This window comes from Morganella morganii (genome assembly GCF_041099235.1).
Taxonomy (GTDB): domain Bacteria; phylum Pseudomonadota; class Gammaproteobacteria; order Enterobacterales; family Enterobacteriaceae; genus Morganella; species Morganella morganii_E.
On sequence record NZ_JBFZSO010000006.1, the window covers coordinates 98,660 to 118,382 of the forward strand.

The window sequence follows — 19,723 nt, forward strand, 5'->3', positions numbered from 1 at the left end:
TAAGAAATGCATGCATATCATACTTTTTTTTATACTGGAATGATAGTTATTGAAATTTGATATTTTCAAAGTAATGTTATGTATGTAATGTTAGTATCAGGTATTTTATTATATAACAATACGCAGAACATATTTCCTTTGGCAGGTCACAATATATTGTTAAGGAGCACTTATGCCTGAATTACCCGAGGTCGAAACCAGCCGGCGCGGCATTGAGCCGCATTTGGTCGGTAATACAGTGCGTTATGTTGAAGTCCGCAACCGGCGGCTGCGCTGGCCGGTGTCAGAGCAGATTGAGCGCCTGAGTGACCGGCCGGTGCTCAGTGTGCAGCGCCGTGCAAAATATCTGCTGATTGAGTTGCCGGAAGGGTGGATTATCATTCATCTGGGAATGTCCGGCAGTTTGCGTATTCTTTTGGAAGAAACGCCGGAAGAGAAACACGACCACGTGGATATGGTGCTCGGTGACGGCAAAATTCTGCGCTATACCGACCCGCGCCGTTTTGGTGCCTGGTTGTGGGCAGATGATTTGGCAACCAGTCCGGTACTGGCGAACCTGGGGCCGGAGCCGCTGAGTGATGATTTTGACGCCGCGTATCTGTTCGCCAAATCCCGCAAACGAAACACACCAGTTAAAAGCTGGCTGATGGATAATAAAATTGTGGTGGGAGTGGGGAATATTTATGCCAATGAATCCCTCTTTTTATCCCGCATTCATCCGCTGCGTCCCGCTAAAGACCTGACTATGGATGAGGTTACCCGCCTGGTTACCACCATAAAGCAGATATTGACTGAATCCATCAGACAGGGCGGCACCACGCTGAAAGATTTTTTACAGTCGGACGGAAAACCCGGTTATTTTGCCCAGGAACTGTTTGTGTACGGAAAACACGGAGAATGTTGCCCGAACTGCGGACAGAAGATTGAAGTGGTGAAAGTCGGTCAGCGGAGCACGTTTTTCTGCCCCGCCTGTCAGCACTGATTATACCTTACCGAGTTTTTGCATCATCGCCTGTGCGACGGACTCCGGCAGAAATGCAGAGACATCGCCGTCGTGCAGGGCCACGTCTTTAATCAGGGATGAAGAAACAAAAGAGAGATTCTGCGACGGCAGGAGGAAAACACTCTCGAGATCCTGCGCAAAATGGCGGTTCATATTCGCCAGCTGCCATTCATATTCAAAATCAGCAACAGACCGGACACCCCGGATCAGCACATTGGCATTTTGCTTTTTGGCAAAATTTGCCATCAGCTCAGAAAACCCCAGAACTTCCACATTCGGGATGTGAGAACACACGTCTTTTGCCAGTGCAACCCGCTCATCGAGGGTAAACATCGGATTTTTACGGCTGCTGTTGGCGATCGCCAGCAGGATATGATCAAACATTTTTGAGGCGCGCTCAAGAATATCAATATGTCCGCAGGTAATCGGATCAAAAGTGCCGGGATAGATTGCGCGTGTTTTCATGATGCTGACTCATCGTTGTTACTGACGGACCACAGAGTGGCGTATTTATTAAAGGTATATTGTGCGTTCACAAATGCAAGGATAAGCCCCTGTCTGCCGTCCAGGAATCCGGCTCTCAGCAGCCAGGTTTTACAAAACGCACCGGCGGTGTGAGTCAGCACAGAGAGAAAAGAGCAGCGTTTACCGGCCAGATGACGGGCTTTTGCCCAGTCCGCAGCATAGCGCAGCTGCTTTTGCTGAAACTCCGGTAAATCGCGGCAGGTCAGGTGTAATACATCCCCTTTCAGTGTGATGACATTGGCACCCTGTGTCTCCAGAGATTCATGAACTGCATTACTGTTGTACTGATATTGCTCACGCGGATATAACCGCAGGACATGATCCGGATACCAGCCGCTGTGCTTCATAAAACGCCCGAGAAACAGATTCCGGCGGGCAAAACGATACACTGTATTTTTCTGCGGTGCGGCAAGTATCTGCTCAATGGATTGTTTCAGCTCCGGCGTGACCCGCTCGTCGGTATCGAGCATCAGGATATAATCCCCGGTGGCATACTGCTGGGCAATCTGCCGCTGACGGCCGAATCCCGGCCACTCCCGGTTTTCATACACCTGAGCCCCGGCATGGCGGGCGATGGTCAGTGTGTCGTCCTGACTGCCGGAATCGAGCACAATGATTTCATCCGCCAGTCCCTGAACGGAGGTCAGGCAATCACCGATAACATCGGCATTGTTTTTACTGATCATCACAACAGAGAGACGTTTTTTATCTGTCATCAGTGGCTCCGCGGCGGAAGATACGGCCCGAGCAGCTGCATGAGACGGTGCAGTGCGCCCTGATTTTCATGAAGCACCTCAGCGGCATGCCGTCCGCAGTACAGCCGGTAATCCTCATCATTAAGCAGATTACTGACGGCGTCACTCAGACTTTGTTCATCGGTGACAGTCAGCAGAGCATCGGCTTGTTGTAATTTGCCGCAGATATTTTTGAAGTTGAAGGTGTGCGGCCCCATCAGTACCGGCAGGGCATGGGCGGCAGCTTCCAGCGGATTATGTCCGCCGCGTTCAACCAGGCTGCCGCCGACAAACGCGATATCCGCCAGTCCGTACAGCAGCATCAGTTCACCCATGGTATCCCCGACCACCACCTGTGTTTCCGGTGAAGGAATGGTGTTGCTGCTGCGCATGACATAGGTCAGACCGGCTTTTTCGGTCAGTTCCCGTGCTTTGGCAAACCGCTCCGGATGGCGCGGTACCAGGATCAGCAGCAGATTCGGAAAGCGGTTCAGCAGGGTTTTATGGGCGCTGAGGATAATTTCCTCTTCACCTTCATGAGTGCTGGTTGCGATCCAGACCGGACGGCGGGCCGCCCACTGACGGCGCAGGGTAACGGCTTTGGCGGCCAGTTCCGGTGTGACAGAAATATCGAACTTCAGGCTGCCGGTCACATGCAGTTGCTGGCGGCGCAGGCCGAGTTCAATAAAGCGTTCTCCGTCTTCCTGATTCTGCGCGGCCACCAGGGTGATCCGGTTCAGGATGGTTTTCACGAAACTGCCTGCTTTTTTATAACCGGCGGCCGAGCGCGCTGACAGGCGGGCATTGGCAATCACCAGCGGAATTTTCCGGCGGTGCAGTTCGGTTATCATGTTCGGCCACAGTTCGGTTTCCATCACGATCACCAGTTTCGGCTGAACAGTATTGAAAAACCGTTTCATTGACCCCGGCAAGTCGTAAGGCAGATAGACGTGGTAAACATCATCACCTAATGCGGATAAAACCCGCTCTGAGCCGGTCGGTGTCATGGTGGTGACAGTGATGGGTAACGTCGGATAATGGTGACGCAATGCACGGACCAGCGGCACTGCGGCGAGTGTTTCGCCGACAGAAACCGAGTGCAGGATGATACCGCCGGTGCCGGTTTTCCCTTTACAGAAACCATAACGTTCGCCCCAGCGTCTGCGGTAGGCCGGGGAGCGGCGGCTGCGCCATAACAGACGTAACCAGATAAGAGGTTGGATCAGGTAAAGCAGAACCTGGTATACACGCAGTAACATTTTATCAGTTTCGCAGATAAGATTGCGGCAATAGTAGCATAAAACTAACACGAATAGCGCATTAAAAAGCATAAACCCGGCGTCGCTGACGGCGGGATCCCCGCTGTCCGGCACAACGCACTGCGCTATCTGTTAATACTGCCGGGAACGATTTGTGGTAATCTGTGCCCCAGAGATTGATACATCTTATTCCCTGATTTCTGTCTGACCCTAAATGGAACTCTTATGCAAACAGCATCAGCGCCGGTACAGCGTATTTTAGTGATAAAACTCCGTCATCACGGCGATATGCTGCTGATAACACCGGTGATTAATACTCTGAAAGCGAATTACCCGGATGCTGAGGTGGATGTCCTGCTGTATCAGGAAACCGCACCGATGCTCAGCCGTCATCCCGGCATCAGCCATATTTTTGCCATGGACAGAGCCTGGCGTAAAGAGGGAACCTGCAAACGTATCGGGCACGAGTGGCGCTTACTGAAATCACTGCGCCGCCGCCGTTATGACATGGTGGTGAATCTGGCGGATCAGTGGTACAGCGCAATTGTGACCCGTTTCACCGGGGCCCGTATCCGTATCGGGCTGGATTTATGGAAACGGCAGAGTATTTTCTGGAAAAAGTGTTACACCCTGCTGGCGGATACCTCACAGGAATCTGTCATGCATACGGTGGAGCAGAATCTTAACGGATTAACCCCGCTGAATCTGCCGGTGACTGATAACCATGTCACCATGGCGTATTCAGAGGAAGACCGGCAGAAGACTGAACAGCTTTTGCAGCGCAAACAGGTGACCGGTGACTATATTGTGGTGCAGCCGACATCCCGCTGGTTCTATAAATGCTGGGATGACGACAAGATGAGTGAGGTTATCCGCACACTGGCGGATGAAGGACATCAGATTGTGCTCAGCAGCGGGCCGGATCCGCGCGAAAAATCGATGATTGCATCTATTCTTGCGCCGTGTCAGCAGGCGGTGGCCGACGGAAAAATTGTGTCCGTTGCCGGAGAACTGACACTGCCGCAGCTCGCGGTACTGATTGATCGTGCAAAACTGTTTATCGGTGTGGACTCTGTGCCGATGCATATGGCTGCCGCCCTGCAAACGCCGGTGATAGCTCTGTTCGGCCCGACGAAACTGGTGTTCTGGTCGCCGTGGCAGGCAACCGGCGAAATCATTAAAGCATCGGATTACGGGGAACAGCCGGACCCGGATGATGTGGACACCGGGACTGACGAACGTTACCTGAGCCCGATCCCGGCAGACGCAGTGATTACAGCGGCACGGAGATATTTATGAAAAATATGCGTCTGGCGATTGTCCGTCAGAAATACCGTCCGGACGGCGGCGCGGAGCGTTTTGTATCCCGGGCCCTGGAAGCGCTGGATAACCGGAATCTGGAGCTGAATGTTATCACCCGCTCCTGGCAGGGCGCTGCGGCTCCCGGCTGGCATATTCATGTGGTGAATCCGCCGAAATGGGGACGGATCAGCCGTGAGCGGGGATTTGCGGATGCTGCCCGTGCCTGCTGGCAGAATGAAAAATTTGATATTGTTCAGAGCCATGAACGTATTGCCGGTTGTGACATTTTCCGGGCCGGGGACGGTGTGCACCGCCGCTGGCTGTTGCAGCGGGCTCGGGTTCTGCCTGTCTGGCGGGCGAAACTGTTGTTTGCCTCGCCGTACCACCGCTATGTGATGAAGGCGGAGCAGGAGATGTACCACGATCCGCACTTTAAGCAGGTGATTTGTAATTCGGAAATGGTAAAAAAAGAGGTGATGGAAGACTTTGGTTTGTCAGAGTCGCAAATAACCGTCATCTATAACGGAATTGATTCTGAAAAGTTTCATCCGCTGCCGGAATCAGAGCGTCTTGCGCTCCGGCAGACTTATCAGATCCCGGCGGCGGCAAAATGTCTGGTGTATGTCGGTTCCGGGTTTGAACGCAAAGGACTCGCGGCAGCGATTATGGCGGTCAGCCGCAATGATGCGTATCTGCTGGTGGTCGGCCAGGATAAGGCAGAAAAAAAATATCGTCAGCTGGCGGCATCCCTGGGCTGTGCGGATCGCATCCGTTTTACGGGTATGCAGAAACAGACACTGCCGTTTTATCAGATGAGTGACGGGCTGCTGCTGCCGACGCTGTATGATCCGTTCCCGAATGTGGTACCCGAAGCGATGGCCTGCGCACTGCCGGTGATCACCAGTACCACCTGCGGCGGGGCGGAATTTATCACGCAGGGCGAAGAGGGTTTTGTCTGTGATGCGCTGGATATTGACGGCCTGGCAGAGGCGGTCTCACAACTGCCTTGTGATCATCTGAGCAGCCGGATGTCTGAATGTGCACGGCAGCGGGTTTTACCTTATACACCGGCGGCGTTATCACAGCAGCTGATCGATCTCTACGGGCGGGTCCTGGCATAATGAAACAGCATATTTTATTTATTATTGACGGTTTACCGGGCGGCGGCGCTGAACGGGTGGTGCTGAGCCTGAGCCACGGACTGGTTCTGGCCGGTTATGATGTCACTCTGTTATCACTCAGCAATACCCGCGATTATGATATTCCGGAAGGGGTGGATTATCAGGTCTCTGCGGATACGTACCGTGGCTTGTTCCACCGCCAGACCGAAATCCGGCGTCGTGCCGGAAAGATGGATGCTTTCTTATCTGAACTGTTTGCCCGCAAAGGTAAACCGGTACTGGTGGTGTCCAATCTGCATAAAACGGACCGTATTGTCGCTGCATCACAGGCACTGACCGGGCTGAATGTCTGGTTCTGCCTCCATGGGATGTTTTCAGCCAGCTATCTCGGCAATAAAACCGGCCTTCGCCGCCGTCTGAAACAGGCAAAAATACGCCGGGTATATAACGGACAGAATATTATCGGCGTCTCCGGTGCGGTGTGCCGGGATCTGTGTGAGAACGTCGGCGTGACGCCGCAGCAGTGCGTGACCATTTATAACCCGTTTGACGTTGCGGATATTCAGCGCCAGTCGCAGAAAGATAACCCGTATCAGGGGCAGGATTATATTATTCACCTCGGGCGTTTTCATGAGGTGAAGCGGCAGGATAGGTTACTGACCGCGTTTGCGCTGGCTAATCTGCCGTGCAAACTGCTGCTGGCGGGACAGGGCAGCGAACACGCCACACTGACGCTGAAAAACCAGGTGACTGAACTGGGGCTGGAAGGCCGGGTGGAATTTATCGGTTTTCAGTCAAAACCGATGCCGATTATCCGTGGTGCGAAAGCCGTGGTATTAAGCTCCGACAGTGAAGGGTTATCTTCTGTTCTGATCGAATCGCTGATCTGCGGCACGCCGGTGGTCAGTACCTATTGCCCGGGTGGAGTCAGAGAGATCATGACCGGCGAACTGGCAGCGTATCTTTCTGATATGACACCGGTGAGTCTGGCGGAAAAAATTCGTCTGGTTTATGAACATCCGCCGGTGATCACCCCTGAGATGTATCAGAAATTTGAGCAGCAGACGATTGTCAGCCAATACTGTGATTTAATTCAGCCAGTCCCGTCAACACACGCGTGAGGAGCACAACTATGGCGAAACCCGCTTTTATCATCACCCTTGATACGGAAGGAGATAACCTCTGGGAATCCGGTCCGGTGATCACCACGCAGAATACCCGGTTTTTACCGCGCTTTCAGACATTGTGTGAGAAATACAGTTTTAAGCCGGTCTGGCTGACCAACTACGAAATGGCGACGGATGATGCCTATATTGAATTTGCGCAGGATGTGATTGCCCGGCAGACAGGGGAGATCGGCATGCATCTGCATGCCTGGAACAGCCCGCCGCTGAAGGCACTGACGGCTGATGATGATCGCTTCCAGCCTTATCTGATTGAATACCCGGATGATGTGATGAAAGAAAAAATTAACGTCATGACATCGCTGCTGGAAGATAAATTACAGACCAAAATGGTCAGCCACCGCGCGGGCCGCTGGGCATTCAATGAAAAATATGCCCGTTTGCTGGCAGAATTTGGTTATCAGACGGATTGCTCTGTGACACCGCGGGTGAACTGGGCATATACTCCGGGAGCACCGGCACCCATCGGTAACGGCGGCACCAATTACCTGAATTTTCCGTCTGAAGCCTATTTTATGGATCTGAATGATATCCGTCGTCCCGGGGATTCATCGCTGTTACAGGTGCCGATGAGTGTGCAGTTCCGTCATTCCCCGCTGATGAACGGCCTGAAACAGTTTTATGATAAGTTACGCGGCAAAAAACGCTCGCCGTCCGTGAACTGGCTGCGACCGAAAGGCGGGAATCTGGCACAGATGCAGCAGGTGGTGGATGCCTGCCTGGCGCAGGGAAATGATCATATCGAGTTTATGCTGCATTCATCTGAATTTATGCCGGGTGGCAGCCCGACATTCAGGGATGAGGCAGCGATTGATGCACTGTATGATGATCTGGAGCAGCTGTTTGCGTATATCGCACAGCGGGCAGAAGGGATGACGCTGGCGGAGTTTTATCAGCGGAAACTCGCACAGCGTCACGCATCATAATCTTAACGCGGCATGTGCTCTGCCATGGCGGCGAGCACATCATCCGCACTGACAGAGGATAAATCCCCGTCCTTTGACGTCAGGGCAAACTGCCCTTTACCGTAACCACCGATCAGCCCCGGATCCGTCGGGCCGTACAGGGTGATATTGGGTTTATCCAGCGCGGCTGTCAGGTGGCTCAGCCCGGTATCGACTGAAATCACCCCTTCCGCACCGGCGATTTCTGCCGCCACATCCGCCAGTGATAATTTCGGCAATACATGCACATGGGTAAATCCTTCCGCCAGACGCAGTGCCCGTTCCTGTTCATGCGGTGCACCCCACGGCAGGCGGATATGCAGATCAGTGTCAGCCAGTTGTGCAAACAGCGCCCGCCAGTGTGACTCCGGCCAGTGTTTGGCATCACGGGTGGTGGCGTGGAGACAGACCAGGTACGGCACGGTATCCGGTGAGATTGTCCGGTTATTCAGAAAATGGGCGGCAATCGCGTAATCCCCCTGTGTCTGCGGTTTCTCATAGCCGAGACTCAGGGCAAAAAGCTGGCGGATCCGTTCAACAGCATGCTGTGTTTTGCTGACAGCGTGTTTTTCATCATAGAAAAAACCCGCCAGCGGCTCGCGGATACTGTGCCGGTCGTAGCCGTGTTTGCGGCCATGTGCCAGCCGCGTGACCAGCAGGGCACTTTTAATCAGTCCCTGGGCATCAATCACCGCATCATAGGTCTGTGACTGAACAGCTTCGCGGAACCGGCGGCGTTCATCACGGATATCGCGGCGGAACCAGTTTTTCCGCCAGCGGCGGATAGCGACCGGAATGACGCGATCAACAGCAGAGTGCCAGCCCGGGATCTGGGCAAAACCCTCTTCAACCACCCAGTCAAAAGTGATCTCCGGGAATGCCTGCACGGCATCGGTCAGTGCAGGCAGGGTATGCAGCACATCGCCCATCGATGAGGTTTTGACGATTAACACACGGCGCATGGCGGAGAACTCTTCAGCAAATCATCCAGTTCAGACAGAACCCGCTCCGGCTGAATATCAATCAGGCTCTGATGATAGCCTTCATGCGCATCCCCTTTGCGGACTTTGTGATAACCGGTGATCAGACGGATTACACGTGCTTTATCTGACAGCGGCGGCGTGAAATCCGGGCTGCTCGGGCCGTATAAGGCGACCAGCGGGCGATCCAGTGCGGCGGCCACATGCATCAGACCGGAATCGTTGGTAATAATGGCATGACACCCGGCGATCAGATTCACCGCCTGTTCCAGCGAGGTTTTTCCGGCCAGATTCAGGCAGTTTTCGCGCTGCTCATCACTGAGCATGGCAAGGATTTCCTCACCGGCAGCGTGATCTTTTTCTGAGCCGAACAGGACTATCTGAAAATCACGTTCATCAATCAGTTTCTTCGCTAATTCACCATAGTGATAATGCGGCCAGCGTTTGGCCGGGCCAAATTCGGCCCCCGGACAAAAACCGACGACCGGGCGGTGATCACTGATATTAAACGCAGCCATGCTCTCGGCAATATCCTCATCCCGCACCACCAGCTTCGGCCACAGCAGAGGCTGCGGCAGAGCCGGGGCGGCAGGGACATCCGCTTTATCATACGCGAGGGCAACATAACGCTGCACCATCAGCGGAAAAGCGGCTTTGTCGAGCTTCCGGTGATCGTTGAGCAGGCCGTAACGCATCTCGCCCAGCCAGCCGGTGCGCACAGGGATTTTCGCAAAAAACGGCACCAGTGCCGATTTTAACGAGTTTGGCAGCACATAAGCACGATCATACTTATTATCACGCAGAGAATGACCGAGCCGGCGGCGCTCACCGAGCGCCAGTGCACCGTGGCCGATCGGCATGGCGATAGCTTCATCCACCTCCGGCATTTTTGCCAGCAGCGGACGGCACCACGCGGGTGCCATCACATCAATCGTTGCCTGCGGATAACGTGTTTTCAGGGTACGGTAAAGGCTTTGTGACATCATCATGTCACCGACCCACGATGGCCCGATCACCAGAATTTTCATGTGCGTTTAATTAATTCCCCTGATTTAACCAAGCCATATATTCACGGACACCTTCGGCGACCGTTTTGAACTCACCCGGGTAACCGGCTGCACGCAGATTAGTCAGGTCAGCCTGGGTATATGCCTGGTAGCGGCCTTTCAGTTTTTCCGGGAACGGGATGTAATCCAGTGCGCACTGGCGGTCACTGTGGAAACCGGTCACGGCATCGGCGACAGCCTGGAAAGATTCCGCGCGGCCGGTGCCGCAGTTGAAAATACCGGATTTGGCATTTTTCCAGAACCACAGGTTTACATCCGCCACATCACCCACATAGATAAAATCGCGCAGGAAGTTTTCACTGCCGGAGAATAATTTCGGGTTTTCGCCGTTTAAAATCTGATTATTCAGATGGAACGCGACACTCGCCATGCTGCCTTTATGGCCTTCACGCGGGCCGTAGACGTTGAAATAACGGAAACCGCAGATCTGGGACTCTGCTTCCGGCAGGATTTCACGGACATACTGATCAAACAGGAACTTTGAATAACCATACACATTTAATGGTTTTTCGTACTGCCGATCTTCAATAAAGTTATCGCTGCGCCCGCCGTAGGTGGCGGCAGAAGAGGCATACAGGAACGGGATCTGACGATCCAGACAATAATGCAGCAGTTCTTTGGAGTACTGATAGTTATTATCCATCATGTACTTGCCGTCCCACTCGGTGGTGGATGAGCAGGCACCTTCATGGAATACCGCCTCGACATCCCCGAAATCATCCCCGGCCACAATACCGGCGATAAAATCTTCTTTATCCATATAATCGGCGATATTCAGATCGACCAGATTGACAAATTTAGTGCCGTCTTTCAGGTTATCCACGACTAAAATATCAGTGTAACCCTCATCATTCAGTGCTTTTACAATATTGCTGCCGATAAATCCGGCACCGCCGGTGACAATAATCATCACGCATTCCTCTGTTCGGTTCATTTAATAAAATGAAAAAATCACTGCTTTTATCATAGCATTGAAGGAGGGCAGACGTGGATGAAAAAATAGCGCTGACGGGAGTACCGCACAGTACAACCGAAAAAGTTAAGGTATTATTCAGTTTCTTTTATCTGTTTCCGGTCAGTATTACAGTATGAAAAAAATCAGTTTGTTATTAACTGCGCTTCTGGCCGTTGTTCTGTTTTATATCGATGATAACCACGGTGTGGCACACAGTATAAAAACGGTGTTGTTTACCGTGATGTTTCTGCTGACCTGCGGCTGGCTGACCCGCCACCCGGCCGGGCGGATTATTGCCGGTATACTGGTGCTGTTTTTCTGTATGATTCAGGGAATGCGGTTTTTTTTATGGCAGGTTTATCAGTCCGGATTCAGTGAAACACTGGCGGAAACCCTGATGGCAACCACCCCGGCAGAAGCCGGGGCAATGACACTGATGTACTGGCCGTATCTGGTGGTATTTTTCGCAGGAACGGTGATGTTTTACCTGTTTTGCCGGTATATCGGGCGCAGTTTTTCCGCACGGACACTGCGTAATACGGTTGTGGTTTTCCTGGCGTATCTGGTGATCAGCAGTTCACTTTATTATTTTAACGGTAAATACCGCTCGGATGATTTTGTCTGGGGGGAATCTCTGACCAAACACTCACCGTTTTATCCCCTCGGTACTTTTTTCCGTGTGCATCATATGCAGTTGCTGATCAATGAAGTCAGAACCCGGCAGCCGGTGTTCCGCTATGACATGGTCAATGATGAAATTGAAAACTATGTGCTGGTGATTGGTGAATCGGCCCGCCGTCATGATCTCAGCCTGTATGGCAGGGCAGAGGACACCACCCCGCTGGCGGTTGCGCAGCAGAAAAATATGCTGGTATTTACCAATGCGGTCTCTCCGGCACCGGTCACTATTTTATCTGTACCGGCATCGATCGCGAATGTACAGCCGGGGCAAACCGGTAACTTCGCGGATTATGCGGATAATATACTGACACTGGCTCAATCCGCCGGCCTGAAAACGTACTGGTACAGCAATCAGGGAGTCGGCGGAATGGGATACGGGCTGATTGCGGCCATTTCATTCCGGGCAGAGGTAACACGCCGGAATGAAATTATCATTGATGATCGGACACTGCTGCCGGATCTGGAGGCCGCACTCGCACAACCCGGGCGTAAACTGATTATTCTGCATCTCTACGGCAGTCACCCGCCGGCCTGTGAGCGGACAGAAGACAAAATACTGTTGCCGTTCTCCGGCGGACGGGAAGAAAACTGTTACCTGAATTCCGTCTATTATACGGATGCTCTGTTGGGTGATATTACTGCGCAGCTGGCGGACAGCCGCTCATCGATGCTTTATTTTTCAGATCACGGTATGGTCAGGAAACACCTCAGCGGTGATACTGAATATGTTCACGGCATTGCGGATCCGGTCAGGGACTCCTATGACATCCCGATGTATATCTGGTACAGCGAAAAACTGGCCGGGCAGTATCCGCGCGGGCGGAAAATAGAATCCCTCTATTCCGGCAGTGCGGATTACTGGCTGATCAGCGACTGGCTGGGGTTACGTCAGCATGATGAGCGGCGCTGTGTTTCCCCGCTGTCTGATTGTTATCAGCCGCCGGAGGATGTTCAGGTCATGGACGGCAATAAAGAACTGCACAGTTACCGCAGCCTGAATCAGCGCTGAATGCATCTTCCGTTTTTATTCCCGCCGGTGACATCTGAGGGTTTTCCGGCGATAATCTGTTATACACGGAACATGATTGATGATGTGCCCGGTCTGCGGGCTTTAAAGGAACAGACATGAACACGACCACCGTTTTCCGGTTACCGTTATTATTTGTACTGGCTTATATGCTTATCCTGGGTGGTTCGCTGATATTGGTTTCTTATCCGTCTGTCAGTGCCGGCTCGCCTGATTTAACATTAGCGGCGTATTTGTCGCGGGTATTTTCTTTTCAGCTGATCCAGCTGACCGGTATTTTCACCCTGACATCACTCCTTTTTTATCATAACCGGATAATACAACTGAACCGGAAAACGGTGCTGGCGGTTATCGGCCTGTCGATATTTCTGTATACGGTAAACAGTATTCTCGGCGGCTTTAAGGCGGCATTGGTTGGTTTGCTGGTGAATCAGGTCATTGCTGAGAAGATTGAGTTTGCCGATTTAATTCTGATGGTAAAAACCACCGATATTTTTCTGTATCTGCTCTCATTTGTATTACTCGCTGTCGCGACCCGTCTGGCTGCGAAATATTATCTGAAAACCAGCCAGCCGGCGGTGATTCCGGACGGCGCATTGCCGGATATTTACGCCCTGTTGTTCAGTACCGGGATGGTGTATCTGATGCTGATGACGACGTCATTTATGATGGCTGTGCTGTCACGGTATCAGTCCGGGATACAGCCGGAACTGATCTCTGAAAATGTGTATGCCACTGCGGCAGGCCTGCTGATTTCGTGCGGGATTATTTTTATTTTTGTCCGCCGCCAGTTTCCGCTGACCGGCGGGGTACTGCGGATCAGGCCGCTGGTGAAATCTGTTCTGCTCAGTACGGTATTCGGCCTTCTCGCCACGGCGGTCATCTCGGCCGGTACTGTTTTTATGATATTACTCAGTGACAGCTTCCGGAATTTCGGGGAAACGGAGTTATGGATTGTAACGCTGGTCTGTGCCGCACTGACACTGTGGATCTGCCGCGCGGTTATCGGTGTGATATTCCGCCGGTGATAATCTGATCATACCGTCGGTTGGGCTGTTACTGAGTCTTTGCCGCCGGTTCAGCCGGTACTTTTTCCGCAGCTTTCAGGTCAGTGCTGACTGCCGCAGGCGGTGCTGTATCCGGCAGCGCCATACGGATGGATAACAGGACTTCCGCCACTTTGCCGTTCATCTGATCTCTCAGGAGCGCTTCCGTCAGCAGATTGATATAATTGGTGTAAAACTCCCCGCCGATTTCTGCTTTACCCTCACACTGCTCTGTCATTGGTGTCAGCCACGGTTTTTCTTTCACCACCGGTTTGACCGGCACGACCGGTTTCTCCGGCTGCGGTTTCACGGCAGATGGCTTACCGGCATGCGTCAGCATATATCCCGGCGACACCAGCTCAATATCCGGCGGCAGCTGCGGGATGAGTTTATGCAGTGCGCGGACCGTCGACGGATGCGGATGCCCGATAGCGATCACCGATCCCTGTTTGCGTGCCAGAGCAACGGCCCGGTTCAGCTGTTTGCGGGTCTCTTCCTCTGTCTGCACATTATCCAGAAAAACCTGGCGGCGAAGTACGCGGACCGGTGTTCCCTGTGCGGCCAGCGTCGCTTTGGTGCTGCCGATGGTCACACTGTCGAGGAAATAAAAACCGGAGCCGGAGAGAGACGCCATCACATGCTGCATAGCGGTCAGATCAGAGGTCATCGCGCTGCCCATATGGTTATTCATCCCGGTGGCATACGGCACCCGGGCAATCGCGGCTTTAATCAGGGTATCAATTTCTGCGGCACTCATGGACGGGCGCAGAGTATCGCGCTCCAGCGGCTGTTTGCTGATCGGCGCCATCGGCATATGGATAAGAATTTCACGGCCCTGGCGGTGTGCTTTCTCCGCCATTTCTTTGCCGAACGGGGAGTTCGGCAGGATAGCAATGGAGACCTGCGGCGGCAGTTCCAGGATGCGGTTATCATCCTGTTTGCGGTAACCGAAATCATCGATCACAATGGCGAGCTGCGCCGCAGCGGCAGAAAACGTTATCAGTGACGAAGTGATAAAAAGTAACGAAGTCAGTAAGATATTTTTGGTTTTCTGCCGGTAAGTCACTGTGTGCTATCTCCCCAGCCAGGGCTGCGGGTTAACCGTCCGTCCCTGGCGCCGGATTTCAAAATAGAGGCCCGGTCTTTCCTGGCCTCCGCTGCTGCCCACCAGTGCGATCGGCTGACCGGCTTTCACCTGATCACCCACATTCACCAGCGCGCTCTGGTTATAACCGTAAAGGCTCATATCCCCTTTACCGTGCTCGACCACCACCATCAGGCCATAGCCCTGCAGCCAGTCTGCCAGCAGGACACGGCCATCCGCCACCGCTTTTACTTGTGTGCCTTCCGGCGCGCCGATCACCATACCTTTCCAGCGCAGTTCGCCGGAGATACTGTCACCGAACCGGTGCAGCAGCGGACCACGCACCGGCCAGATAGCCTGACCGGCCGGACGGCCCAGCCCTCCGGTGCGGGACATCAGCGAGCGCTCGTCCTGCGTCGGGGTATAGGTGGAGCCTTTTTTCTTCGCCTGAGCCTGTTTCTCGCGGATACGGGCGGCTTCACGGGCTTCTCGTTCCGCACGGGCTTTGGCTTCGCGCTCCGCTTTGGCTATCTTGTTACGCAGCTGGCTTTCGTTCTCCCGCATCACCAGCAAATCTTTCTGATCGGCTTTCAGCGAGCGTTCCAGCTCAGTCAGGGTGGATTTCCGCGCGGTCTGGGCACTATCCAGTTTTTTCTTTTCAGTCTGCTGTTTGCCGAGCAGGCTTTTATGCTCTGCGCGTTTTTGCTGCTCGGTCTGGCGGCGGGCGTGCAGCTGCTGAGTGGTCTCTTCCAGCTCTGCAATGGTTTTTTCCCGCGCGGCACCGATATAGGTGTAATAGGCGAGGATCCGCTCATCACGCTGGCCTTCCTCACCCTTGAAAATCAGTTCAATACCCTGATGACGTCCCTGGCGGAATGCTGCATCCAGCTGTTTTGACAGCAGCGCCCGCTGGGCTTTCTGCTTCGCATCCAGCTGTTTGATTTCTGCGCTGAGAGTGGTGATTTCACTGTCGAGCTGTTTCAGGGTTTTCTGCGTGGAATAGAGTTCACGGCCGGCAGCGGCGATATCCTTTTCCTGATTTTTCAGCTGGGTTAACAGATTTGCGCGTTTTCCCTGCTGCTCTTTGACGCTCTTTTCTTTCTCCGCGATATTCAGCTGGAGATTTTTCAGCTCATTCTTGCTGGCATCAGCGGTGGTTGTATTGGCGGCAGAAACAGCAAAAGAGACCGGCAACAGCAGAGCTGCCAGTAATGTGCGGACACCGGGGGACACCCGGCGGGAATGCGTGCGGAAAACGTGCTTATGCGCCAATTTATCTGACCCTGCCGTTACGCCAAAGAAACGATCGTATTTAACTATTCTAAACTGCAATTATTCCATGCCATTTAAAGCGTTACCAGTCCTGTTATCCGGGATTTACACTTCGGGACAATCCGGCGGCGGAGATTCACCGTGAATTTGTTGCGTTTGTTTTTTACCTTAGCCGTGAATCAATGGTAAATTAACCCCTCTGTCTGTCGGAAAAATGAATTTTCGCGGCATGCGCCGCAAAATTACGATGAAAACAGCCATAACCCGGGCAAGACCGGCTGTATTTGAACCGGCACACAGGTATACTTCTGCCCTTTGATCTTTGTTATTAACCAACGGGAGTTATTGTCCCCCATGCTGCAAGAAATTATGCCATTTGTCAGTAAGCACCCTATTATCAGCCTTGTATGGGTCGCGTTACTGATCTCAGTCATCGTACTGACTGTCAAAGGACTGTTTTCAAAAGTGAAAACAATTCCGCGTTCTACTGCTATCGCACTGATGAATAAAGAAGAAGCGATTGTTGTGGATACCCGTACCCGGGACGATTTCCGCCGTGGTCATATCATTGACGCGGTCAATCTGACGCCATCAGAAATTAAAGACAACAACCTCGGTGAAGTGGAAAAACACAAAAACCGTCCTGTTATCCTGGTTTCCGCCAACGGTATGGAGCTGGTCAAACCGGCTGAAAGTCTGCTCAAAGCGGGTTTTGAACGTGTATTTGTGCTGAAAGACGGCCTCTCCGGCTGGACCGGTGATAACTTACCGCTTTCCCGCAGCAAAAAGTAATCCGGCAAAGGATGATTGGAACATCCCCTTTGTAACACACACTCTTTATATGGATATCAAAAGGTAACACTATGTCAGAACAACAAAACACAGAAATGTCTTTCAACATTCAGCGCGTTTACACCAAAGATATTTCTTTTGAAGCGCCGAATGCACCTGCCGTTTTCCAGCAGGAGTGGCAGCCGGAAGTGAAGATGGATCTGGACACCGGCTCAACCAAACTGGCTGATGACGTTTATGAAATCGTTCTGCGCGTCACTGTGACCGCGACTATGGGCGAAGAAACCGCATTCCTGTGTGAAGTTCAGCAGGCCGGTATTTTCACCATCGGCGGTCTGGAAGGTACTCAGCTGGCACACTGCCTGGGTGCATACTGCCCGAATATCCTGTTCCCGTATGCCCGTGAGTGCATCGCAGGTTTAGTAGGCCGCGGTACATTCCCTCAGCTGAACCTGGCACCGGTTAACTTCGATGCACTGTTCATGAACTATCTGCAGCAGCAGGAACAACAGCAGGCTGCGCAGGAAGGTACACAGGAAGCATAATGACAGACGCTTCTATGACTGTACTCGGTGCCGGTTCATACGGCACCGCTTTAGCGATCACACTGGCCCGTAACGGGCACCGTGTGGTGCTGTGGGGACATGACCCGGAACATATCCGTCAGCTTGAAGCGGATCGCGCCAACCAGGCATTTCTGCCGGATGTGCCGTTCCCGGATACCCTGATCCCTGAAGCCTCCCTTGAAAAAGCCCTCGCGGCCAGCCGTAATATTCTGCTGGTGGTGCCGAGCCATGTGTTCGGGGACGTGCTCAAACGTGTCAAACCACTGCTGCGGCCTGATGCCCGGATTATCTGGGCGACCAAAGGTCTGGAAGCGGAAACCGGCCGTCTGCTGGGTGAAGTGGTGCGTGAAGTTCTCGGGGATAACATCCCGCTGGCCATGATCTCCGGTCCCTCTTTTGCCAAAGAGCTGGCTGCCGGCCTGCCGACGGCGATTGCTGTCGCGGCGACAGAGCCTGCCTTTGCGGATGAGGTTCAGCAGCTTTTCCACTGCGGAAAAAGCTTCCGCGTTTATAAAAACCCGGATTTTATCGGGATCCAGCTCGGCGGTGCCGTGAAAAACGTCATTGCGATTGGTGCGGGGATCTCTGACGGAATGGGGTTTGGTGCCAATGCGCGAACCGCGCTTATCACCCGTGGTCTGGCAGAAATGACCCGCCTGGGTGTGGCATTAGGCGCAGATCCGTCTACCTTTATGGGTATGGCCGGCCTGGGTGACCTCGTGCTGACCTGTACTGACAACCAGTCCCGTAACCGCCGTTTCGGCATGATGATGGGGCAGGGCGTAAGTGTTGATGAAGCACAGGAGCGCATCGGTCAGGTGGTGGAAGGATACCGTAACACCAAAGAAGTTCGTGCGCTGGCAGAGCGTGCAGGCGTTGAAATGCCTATCACCGAGCAAATCTATCAAATACTCTACTGCAATAAAGATGTGCTCGAAGCTGCCCGTGCCTTGTTGGGGCGTGCCACCAAAGAAGAAGGTGAGCACTTTTAAGCCCGTTTTTTATCCGAAGTCTGTGAGGTAATTATGTCCTACGAAGAACTGGAAGAAGTCTGGAGCTATATAAAGCAGGAAGCGCGGGACTTTGCTGATTGTGAGCCGATGCTGGCCAGTTTTTTCCATGCGACATTACTCAAGCATGAAAACCTGGGCAGTGCGCTCAGTTTTATGCTGGCCAACAAACTGGCAACCCCGACCATGCCGGCAATTTCTGTCCGTGAAGTGGTGGAAGAGGCGTATCACAACGATCCGCAGATGATTAAATCCGCTGCCATGGATATCAAAGCCGTCCGCCTGCGGGATCCGGCGGTGGATAAATACTCCACGCCGCTGCTCTACCTGAAAGGCTTTCACGCCTTACAGGCATACCGCATCGCCAACTGGTTGTGGAATCAGAACCGCCGCGCGCTGGCAACCTACCTTCAGAACCAGGTTTCCGTGACATTTGGTGTGGATATCCACCCGGCTGCAAAAATCGGCCACGGCATTATGTTTGACCACGCAACCGGCATTGTTATCGGCGAAACAGCCGTGGTGGAAAACGATGTCTCCATCCTGCAATCCGTTACCCTCGGCGGTACCGGCAAAACCGGCGGCGACCGCCACCCGAAAGTCCGTGAAGGCGTGATGATTGGTGCAGGTGCCAAAATCCTCGGCAATATCGAAATCGGACGCGGTGCCAAAATCGGCGCAGGCTCTGTGGTACTGCACCCAGTTCCGGCACACACCACCGTCGCAGGTGTACCGGCAAAGATAGTCGGTAAACCGGGCTGCGATAAACCCTCCCTGGATATGGATCAGCACTTTAATGGGTGCGAGGGGATTTAGCTGGGTAATTTTACTTAGTTTAGTTCCAATATATTTATGCGGGTTATAAATTTTTTAACTCGTATAAATTGTTTTAACTCGTCATAAGTTATAATATTATAGGAGTTGCTCTTTACTATAATATTAAGATAACGAAATGATTAATCCGCACTTCAAAAAATATAATTTTACTTATATAATCTTAGCATCGATAAATTTACTATATTTCGTTCTTTTTTCAAAGAAATTGTTTGAGGGAAGACTATATTTTGTATTGTCGTGCTTATTCTTAGGGATTGTACTTATTTTAGGGTATGGTTCAAAACTAAGACGAATAACTGCACTACTGATAAGTATTTTTGGATTAGTATTTTTA

Annotated in this window: 19 protein-coding genes; 11 read left to right on the forward strand and 8 right to left on the reverse strand. The window is 52.6% G+C overall.

The genetic code is table 11. The features are described from left to right. Positions 1 to 172 precede the first annotated feature (172 nt). Positions 173 to 982 (forward strand): bifunctional DNA-formamidopyrimidine glycosylase/DNA-(apurinic or apyrimidinic site) lyase, encoded by an 810-nt coding sequence (mutM, locus tag AB7038_RS11685; protein ID WP_369453363.1) that lies wholly within the window; start codon positions 173 to 175, stop codon positions 980 to 982. Here the strand turns inward: mutM and coaD are convergent, their stop codons facing one another. The 3 genes from coaD to waaA are packed head-to-tail and all read right to left on the reverse strand — an operon-like array spanning position 983 to position 3,521. After that, complete coding sequence (gene coaD / locus AB7038_RS11690; protein ID WP_004236659.1) at positions 983 to 1,468, reverse strand: pantetheine-phosphate adenylyltransferase; 486 nt, start codon at positions 1,466 to 1,468, stop codon at positions 983 to 985. Further along, positions 1,465 to 2,244, reverse strand: coding sequence for a glycosyltransferase family 2 protein (locus AB7038_RS11695; protein WP_072871555.1), 780 nt, complete (start codon positions 2,242 to 2,244; stop codon positions 1,465 to 1,467). Before AB7038_RS11695 ends, coaD begins: the two co-directional genes overlap by 4 nt. Further along, positions 2,244 to 3,521 carry a lipid IV(A) 3-deoxy-D-manno-octulosonic acid transferase gene (gene waaA, locus AB7038_RS11700; RefSeq protein ID WP_052926518.1) on the reverse strand — a complete coding sequence of 426 codons (1,278 nt, stop codon included), beginning with the start codon at positions 3,519 to 3,521 and terminating at the stop codon, positions 2,244 to 2,246. The genes AB7038_RS11695 and waaA overlap by 1 nt, the downstream gene beginning before the upstream one ends. A gap of 225 nt (positions 3,522 to 3,746) precedes the next feature. Here waaA and rfaQ point away from each other — a divergent pair, with 225 nt between their 5' ends. From rfaQ to AB7038_RS11720, 4 genes are read left to right on the forward strand one after another with little or no spacing between them, the layout of a single operon-like run. Beyond that, the gene (gene rfaQ, locus AB7038_RS11705) at positions 3,747 to 4,820 is read left to right on the forward strand and encodes a putative lipopolysaccharide heptosyltransferase III (protein ID WP_369453364.1); all 1,074 of its coding nucleotides are present in this window, start codon (positions 3,747 to 3,749) and stop codon (positions 4,818 to 4,820) included. Next, positions 4,817 to 5,944 (forward strand): glycosyltransferase family 4 protein, encoded by a 1,128-nt coding sequence (locus AB7038_RS11710; protein ID WP_368889548.1) that lies wholly within the window; start codon positions 4,817 to 4,819, stop codon positions 5,942 to 5,944. The genes rfaQ and AB7038_RS11710 overlap by 4 nt, the downstream gene beginning before the upstream one ends. Further along, positions 5,944 to 7,065: a glycosyltransferase gene (locus tag AB7038_RS11715; protein ID WP_369453365.1), complete on the forward strand. Its 1,122-nt coding sequence runs from the start codon at positions 5,944 to 5,946 to the stop codon at positions 7,063 to 7,065. The genes AB7038_RS11710 and AB7038_RS11715 overlap by 1 nt, the downstream gene beginning before the upstream one ends. A gap of 11 nt (positions 7,066 to 7,076) precedes the next feature. Further along, complete coding sequence (locus AB7038_RS11720; RefSeq protein WP_369453366.1) at positions 7,077 to 8,054, forward strand: polysaccharide deacetylase family protein; 978 nt, start codon at positions 7,077 to 7,079, stop codon at positions 8,052 to 8,054. Between the two features lie 2 nt (positions 8,055 to 8,056). Here AB7038_RS11720 and rfaC read toward each other — a convergent pair whose 3' ends face one another. Genes rfaC through rfaD form a run of 3 tightly spaced genes read right to left on the reverse strand, consistent with a single transcriptional unit; the run spans position 8,057 to position 11,029 of the window. Continuing rightward, on the reverse strand, positions 8,057 to 9,034 hold the full coding sequence (gene rfaC, locus AB7038_RS11725) for a lipopolysaccharide heptosyltransferase RfaC (protein WP_368889545.1): 978 nt from the start codon (positions 9,032 to 9,034) through the stop codon (positions 8,057 to 8,059). Then, complete coding sequence (gene rfaF / locus AB7038_RS11730) at positions 9,019 to 10,080, reverse strand: ADP-heptose--LPS heptosyltransferase RfaF (protein WP_368889544.1); 1,062 nt, start codon at positions 10,078 to 10,080, stop codon at positions 9,019 to 9,021. Before rfaF ends, rfaC begins: the two co-directional genes overlap by 16 nt. A 10-nt stretch (positions 10,081 to 10,090) precedes the next feature. Next, on the reverse strand, positions 10,091 to 11,029 hold the full coding sequence (gene rfaD / locus AB7038_RS11735; protein WP_072871542.1) for an ADP-glyceromanno-heptose 6-epimerase: 939 nt from the start codon (positions 11,027 to 11,029) through the stop codon (positions 10,091 to 10,093). A gap of 178 nt (positions 11,030 to 11,207) precedes the next feature. Here rfaD and AB7038_RS11740 point away from each other — a divergent pair, with 178 nt between their 5' ends. Together AB7038_RS11740 and AB7038_RS11745 are read left to right on the forward strand one after the other, a co-directional pair. Next, positions 11,208 to 12,764: a phosphoethanolamine transferase gene (locus AB7038_RS11740; protein WP_279797262.1), complete on the forward strand. Its 1,557-nt coding sequence runs from the start codon at positions 11,208 to 11,210 to the stop codon at positions 12,762 to 12,764. A 116-nt stretch (positions 12,765 to 12,880) separates the two neighbouring features. Next, positions 12,881 to 13,810, forward strand: coding sequence for a hypothetical protein (locus tag AB7038_RS11745; protein ID WP_369453367.1), 930 nt, complete (start codon positions 12,881 to 12,883; stop codon positions 13,808 to 13,810). A 28-nt stretch (positions 13,811 to 13,838) separates the two neighbouring features. On the opposite strand, the gene AB7038_RS11750 is transcribed toward AB7038_RS11745, so the two are convergent. Together AB7038_RS11750 and envC are read right to left on the reverse strand one after the other, a co-directional pair. Further along, a complete protein-coding gene (locus AB7038_RS11750) occupies positions 13,839 to 14,894 on the reverse strand; it encodes a divergent polysaccharide deacetylase family protein (RefSeq protein WP_369453368.1) in 1,056 nt (351 codons plus the stop codon). A gap of 6 nt (positions 14,895 to 14,900) precedes the next feature. Beyond that, a complete protein-coding gene (gene envC / locus AB7038_RS11755; RefSeq protein WP_052005518.1) occupies positions 14,901 to 16,184 on the reverse strand; it encodes a murein hydrolase activator EnvC in 1,284 nt (427 codons plus the stop codon). A gap of 354 nt (positions 16,185 to 16,538) precedes the next feature. On the opposite strand from envC, the gene AB7038_RS11760 reads away from it, so the two are divergent. The 4 genes from AB7038_RS11760 (at position 16,539) to cysE (ending at position 19,368) form a co-directional block, all read left to right on the forward strand. Further along, positions 16,539 to 16,976: a rhodanese-like domain-containing protein gene (locus AB7038_RS11760; protein WP_036413461.1), complete on the forward strand. Its 438-nt coding sequence runs from the start codon at positions 16,539 to 16,541 to the stop codon at positions 16,974 to 16,976. 71 nt (positions 16,977 to 17,047) lie between these two features. Beyond that, the gene (gene secB, locus AB7038_RS11765) at positions 17,048 to 17,521 is read left to right on the forward strand and encodes a protein-export chaperone SecB (protein WP_004236643.1); all 474 of its coding nucleotides are present in this window, start codon (positions 17,048 to 17,050) and stop codon (positions 17,519 to 17,521) included. After that, positions 17,521 to 18,534, forward strand: coding sequence for an NAD(P)H-dependent glycerol-3-phosphate dehydrogenase (gene gpsA, locus AB7038_RS11770; RefSeq protein WP_025152358.1), 1,014 nt, complete (start codon positions 17,521 to 17,523; stop codon positions 18,532 to 18,534). Before secB ends, gpsA begins: the two co-directional genes overlap by 1 nt. A 33-nt stretch (positions 18,535 to 18,567) precedes the next feature. Beyond that, on the forward strand, positions 18,568 to 19,368 hold the full coding sequence (gene cysE, locus AB7038_RS11775; RefSeq protein WP_024473667.1) for a serine O-acetyltransferase: 801 nt from the start codon (positions 18,568 to 18,570) through the stop codon (positions 19,366 to 19,368). Positions 19,369 to 19,723 lie beyond the last annotated feature (355 nt).

What these genes read in the sequence shown, in the direction of transcription:
- cysE (WP_024473667.1), top strand. Translation starts at nt 18,568, where the DNA reads ATGTCCTACGAAGAACTGGAAGAAGTCTGGAGCTATATAAAGCAGGAA.
- rfaF (WP_368889544.1), bottom strand. Translation starts at nt 10,080, where the DNA reads ATGAAAATTCTGGTGATCGGGCCATCGTGGGTCGGTGACATGATGATG.
- AB7038_RS11740 (WP_279797262.1), top strand. Translation starts at nt 11,208, where the DNA reads ATGAAAAAAATCAGTTTGTTATTAACTGCGCTTCTGGCCGTTGTTCTG.
- waaA (WP_052926518.1), bottom strand. Translation starts at nt 3,521, where the DNA reads ATGTTACTGCGTGTATACCAGGTTCTGCTTTACCTGATCCAACCTCTT.
- AB7038_RS11720 (WP_369453366.1), top strand. Translation starts at nt 7,077, where the DNA reads ATGGCGAAACCCGCTTTTATCATCACCCTTGATACGGAAGGAGATAAC.
- coaD (WP_004236659.1), bottom strand. Translation starts at nt 1,468, where the DNA reads ATGAAAACACGCGCAATCTATCCCGGCACTTTTGATCCGATTACCTGC.
- AB7038_RS11715 (WP_369453365.1), top strand. Translation starts at nt 5,944, where the DNA reads ATGAAACAGCATATTTTATTTATTATTGACGGTTTACCGGGCGGCGGC.
- secB (WP_004236643.1), top strand. Translation starts at nt 17,048, where the DNA reads ATGTCAGAACAACAAAACACAGAAATGTCTTTCAACATTCAGCGCGTT.
- rfaD (WP_072871542.1), bottom strand. Translation starts at nt 11,029, where the DNA reads ATGATTATTGTCACCGGCGGTGCCGGATTTATCGGCAGCAATATTGTA.
- AB7038_RS11760 (WP_036413461.1), top strand. Translation starts at nt 16,539, where the DNA reads ATGCTGCAAGAAATTATGCCATTTGTCAGTAAGCACCCTATTATCAGC.
- rfaC (WP_368889545.1), bottom strand. Translation starts at nt 9,034, where the DNA reads ATGCGCCGTGTGTTAATCGTCAAAACCTCATCGATGGGCGATGTGCTG.
- AB7038_RS11710 (WP_368889548.1), top strand. Translation starts at nt 4,817, where the DNA reads ATGAAAAATATGCGTCTGGCGATTGTCCGTCAGAAATACCGTCCGGAC.
- AB7038_RS11745 (WP_369453367.1), top strand. Translation starts at nt 12,881, where the DNA reads ATGAACACGACCACCGTTTTCCGGTTACCGTTATTATTTGTACTGGCT.
- rfaQ (WP_369453364.1), top strand. Translation starts at nt 3,747, where the DNA reads ATGCAAACAGCATCAGCGCCGGTACAGCGTATTTTAGTGATAAAACTC.
- AB7038_RS11695 (WP_072871555.1), bottom strand. Translation starts at nt 2,244, where the DNA reads ATGACAGATAAAAAACGTCTCTCTGTTGTGATGATCAGTAAAAACAAT.
- mutM (WP_369453363.1), top strand. Translation starts at nt 173, where the DNA reads ATGCCTGAATTACCCGAGGTCGAAACCAGCCGGCGCGGCATTGAGCCG.
- gpsA (WP_025152358.1), top strand. Translation starts at nt 17,521, where the DNA reads ATGACAGACGCTTCTATGACTGTACTCGGTGCCGGTTCATACGGCACC.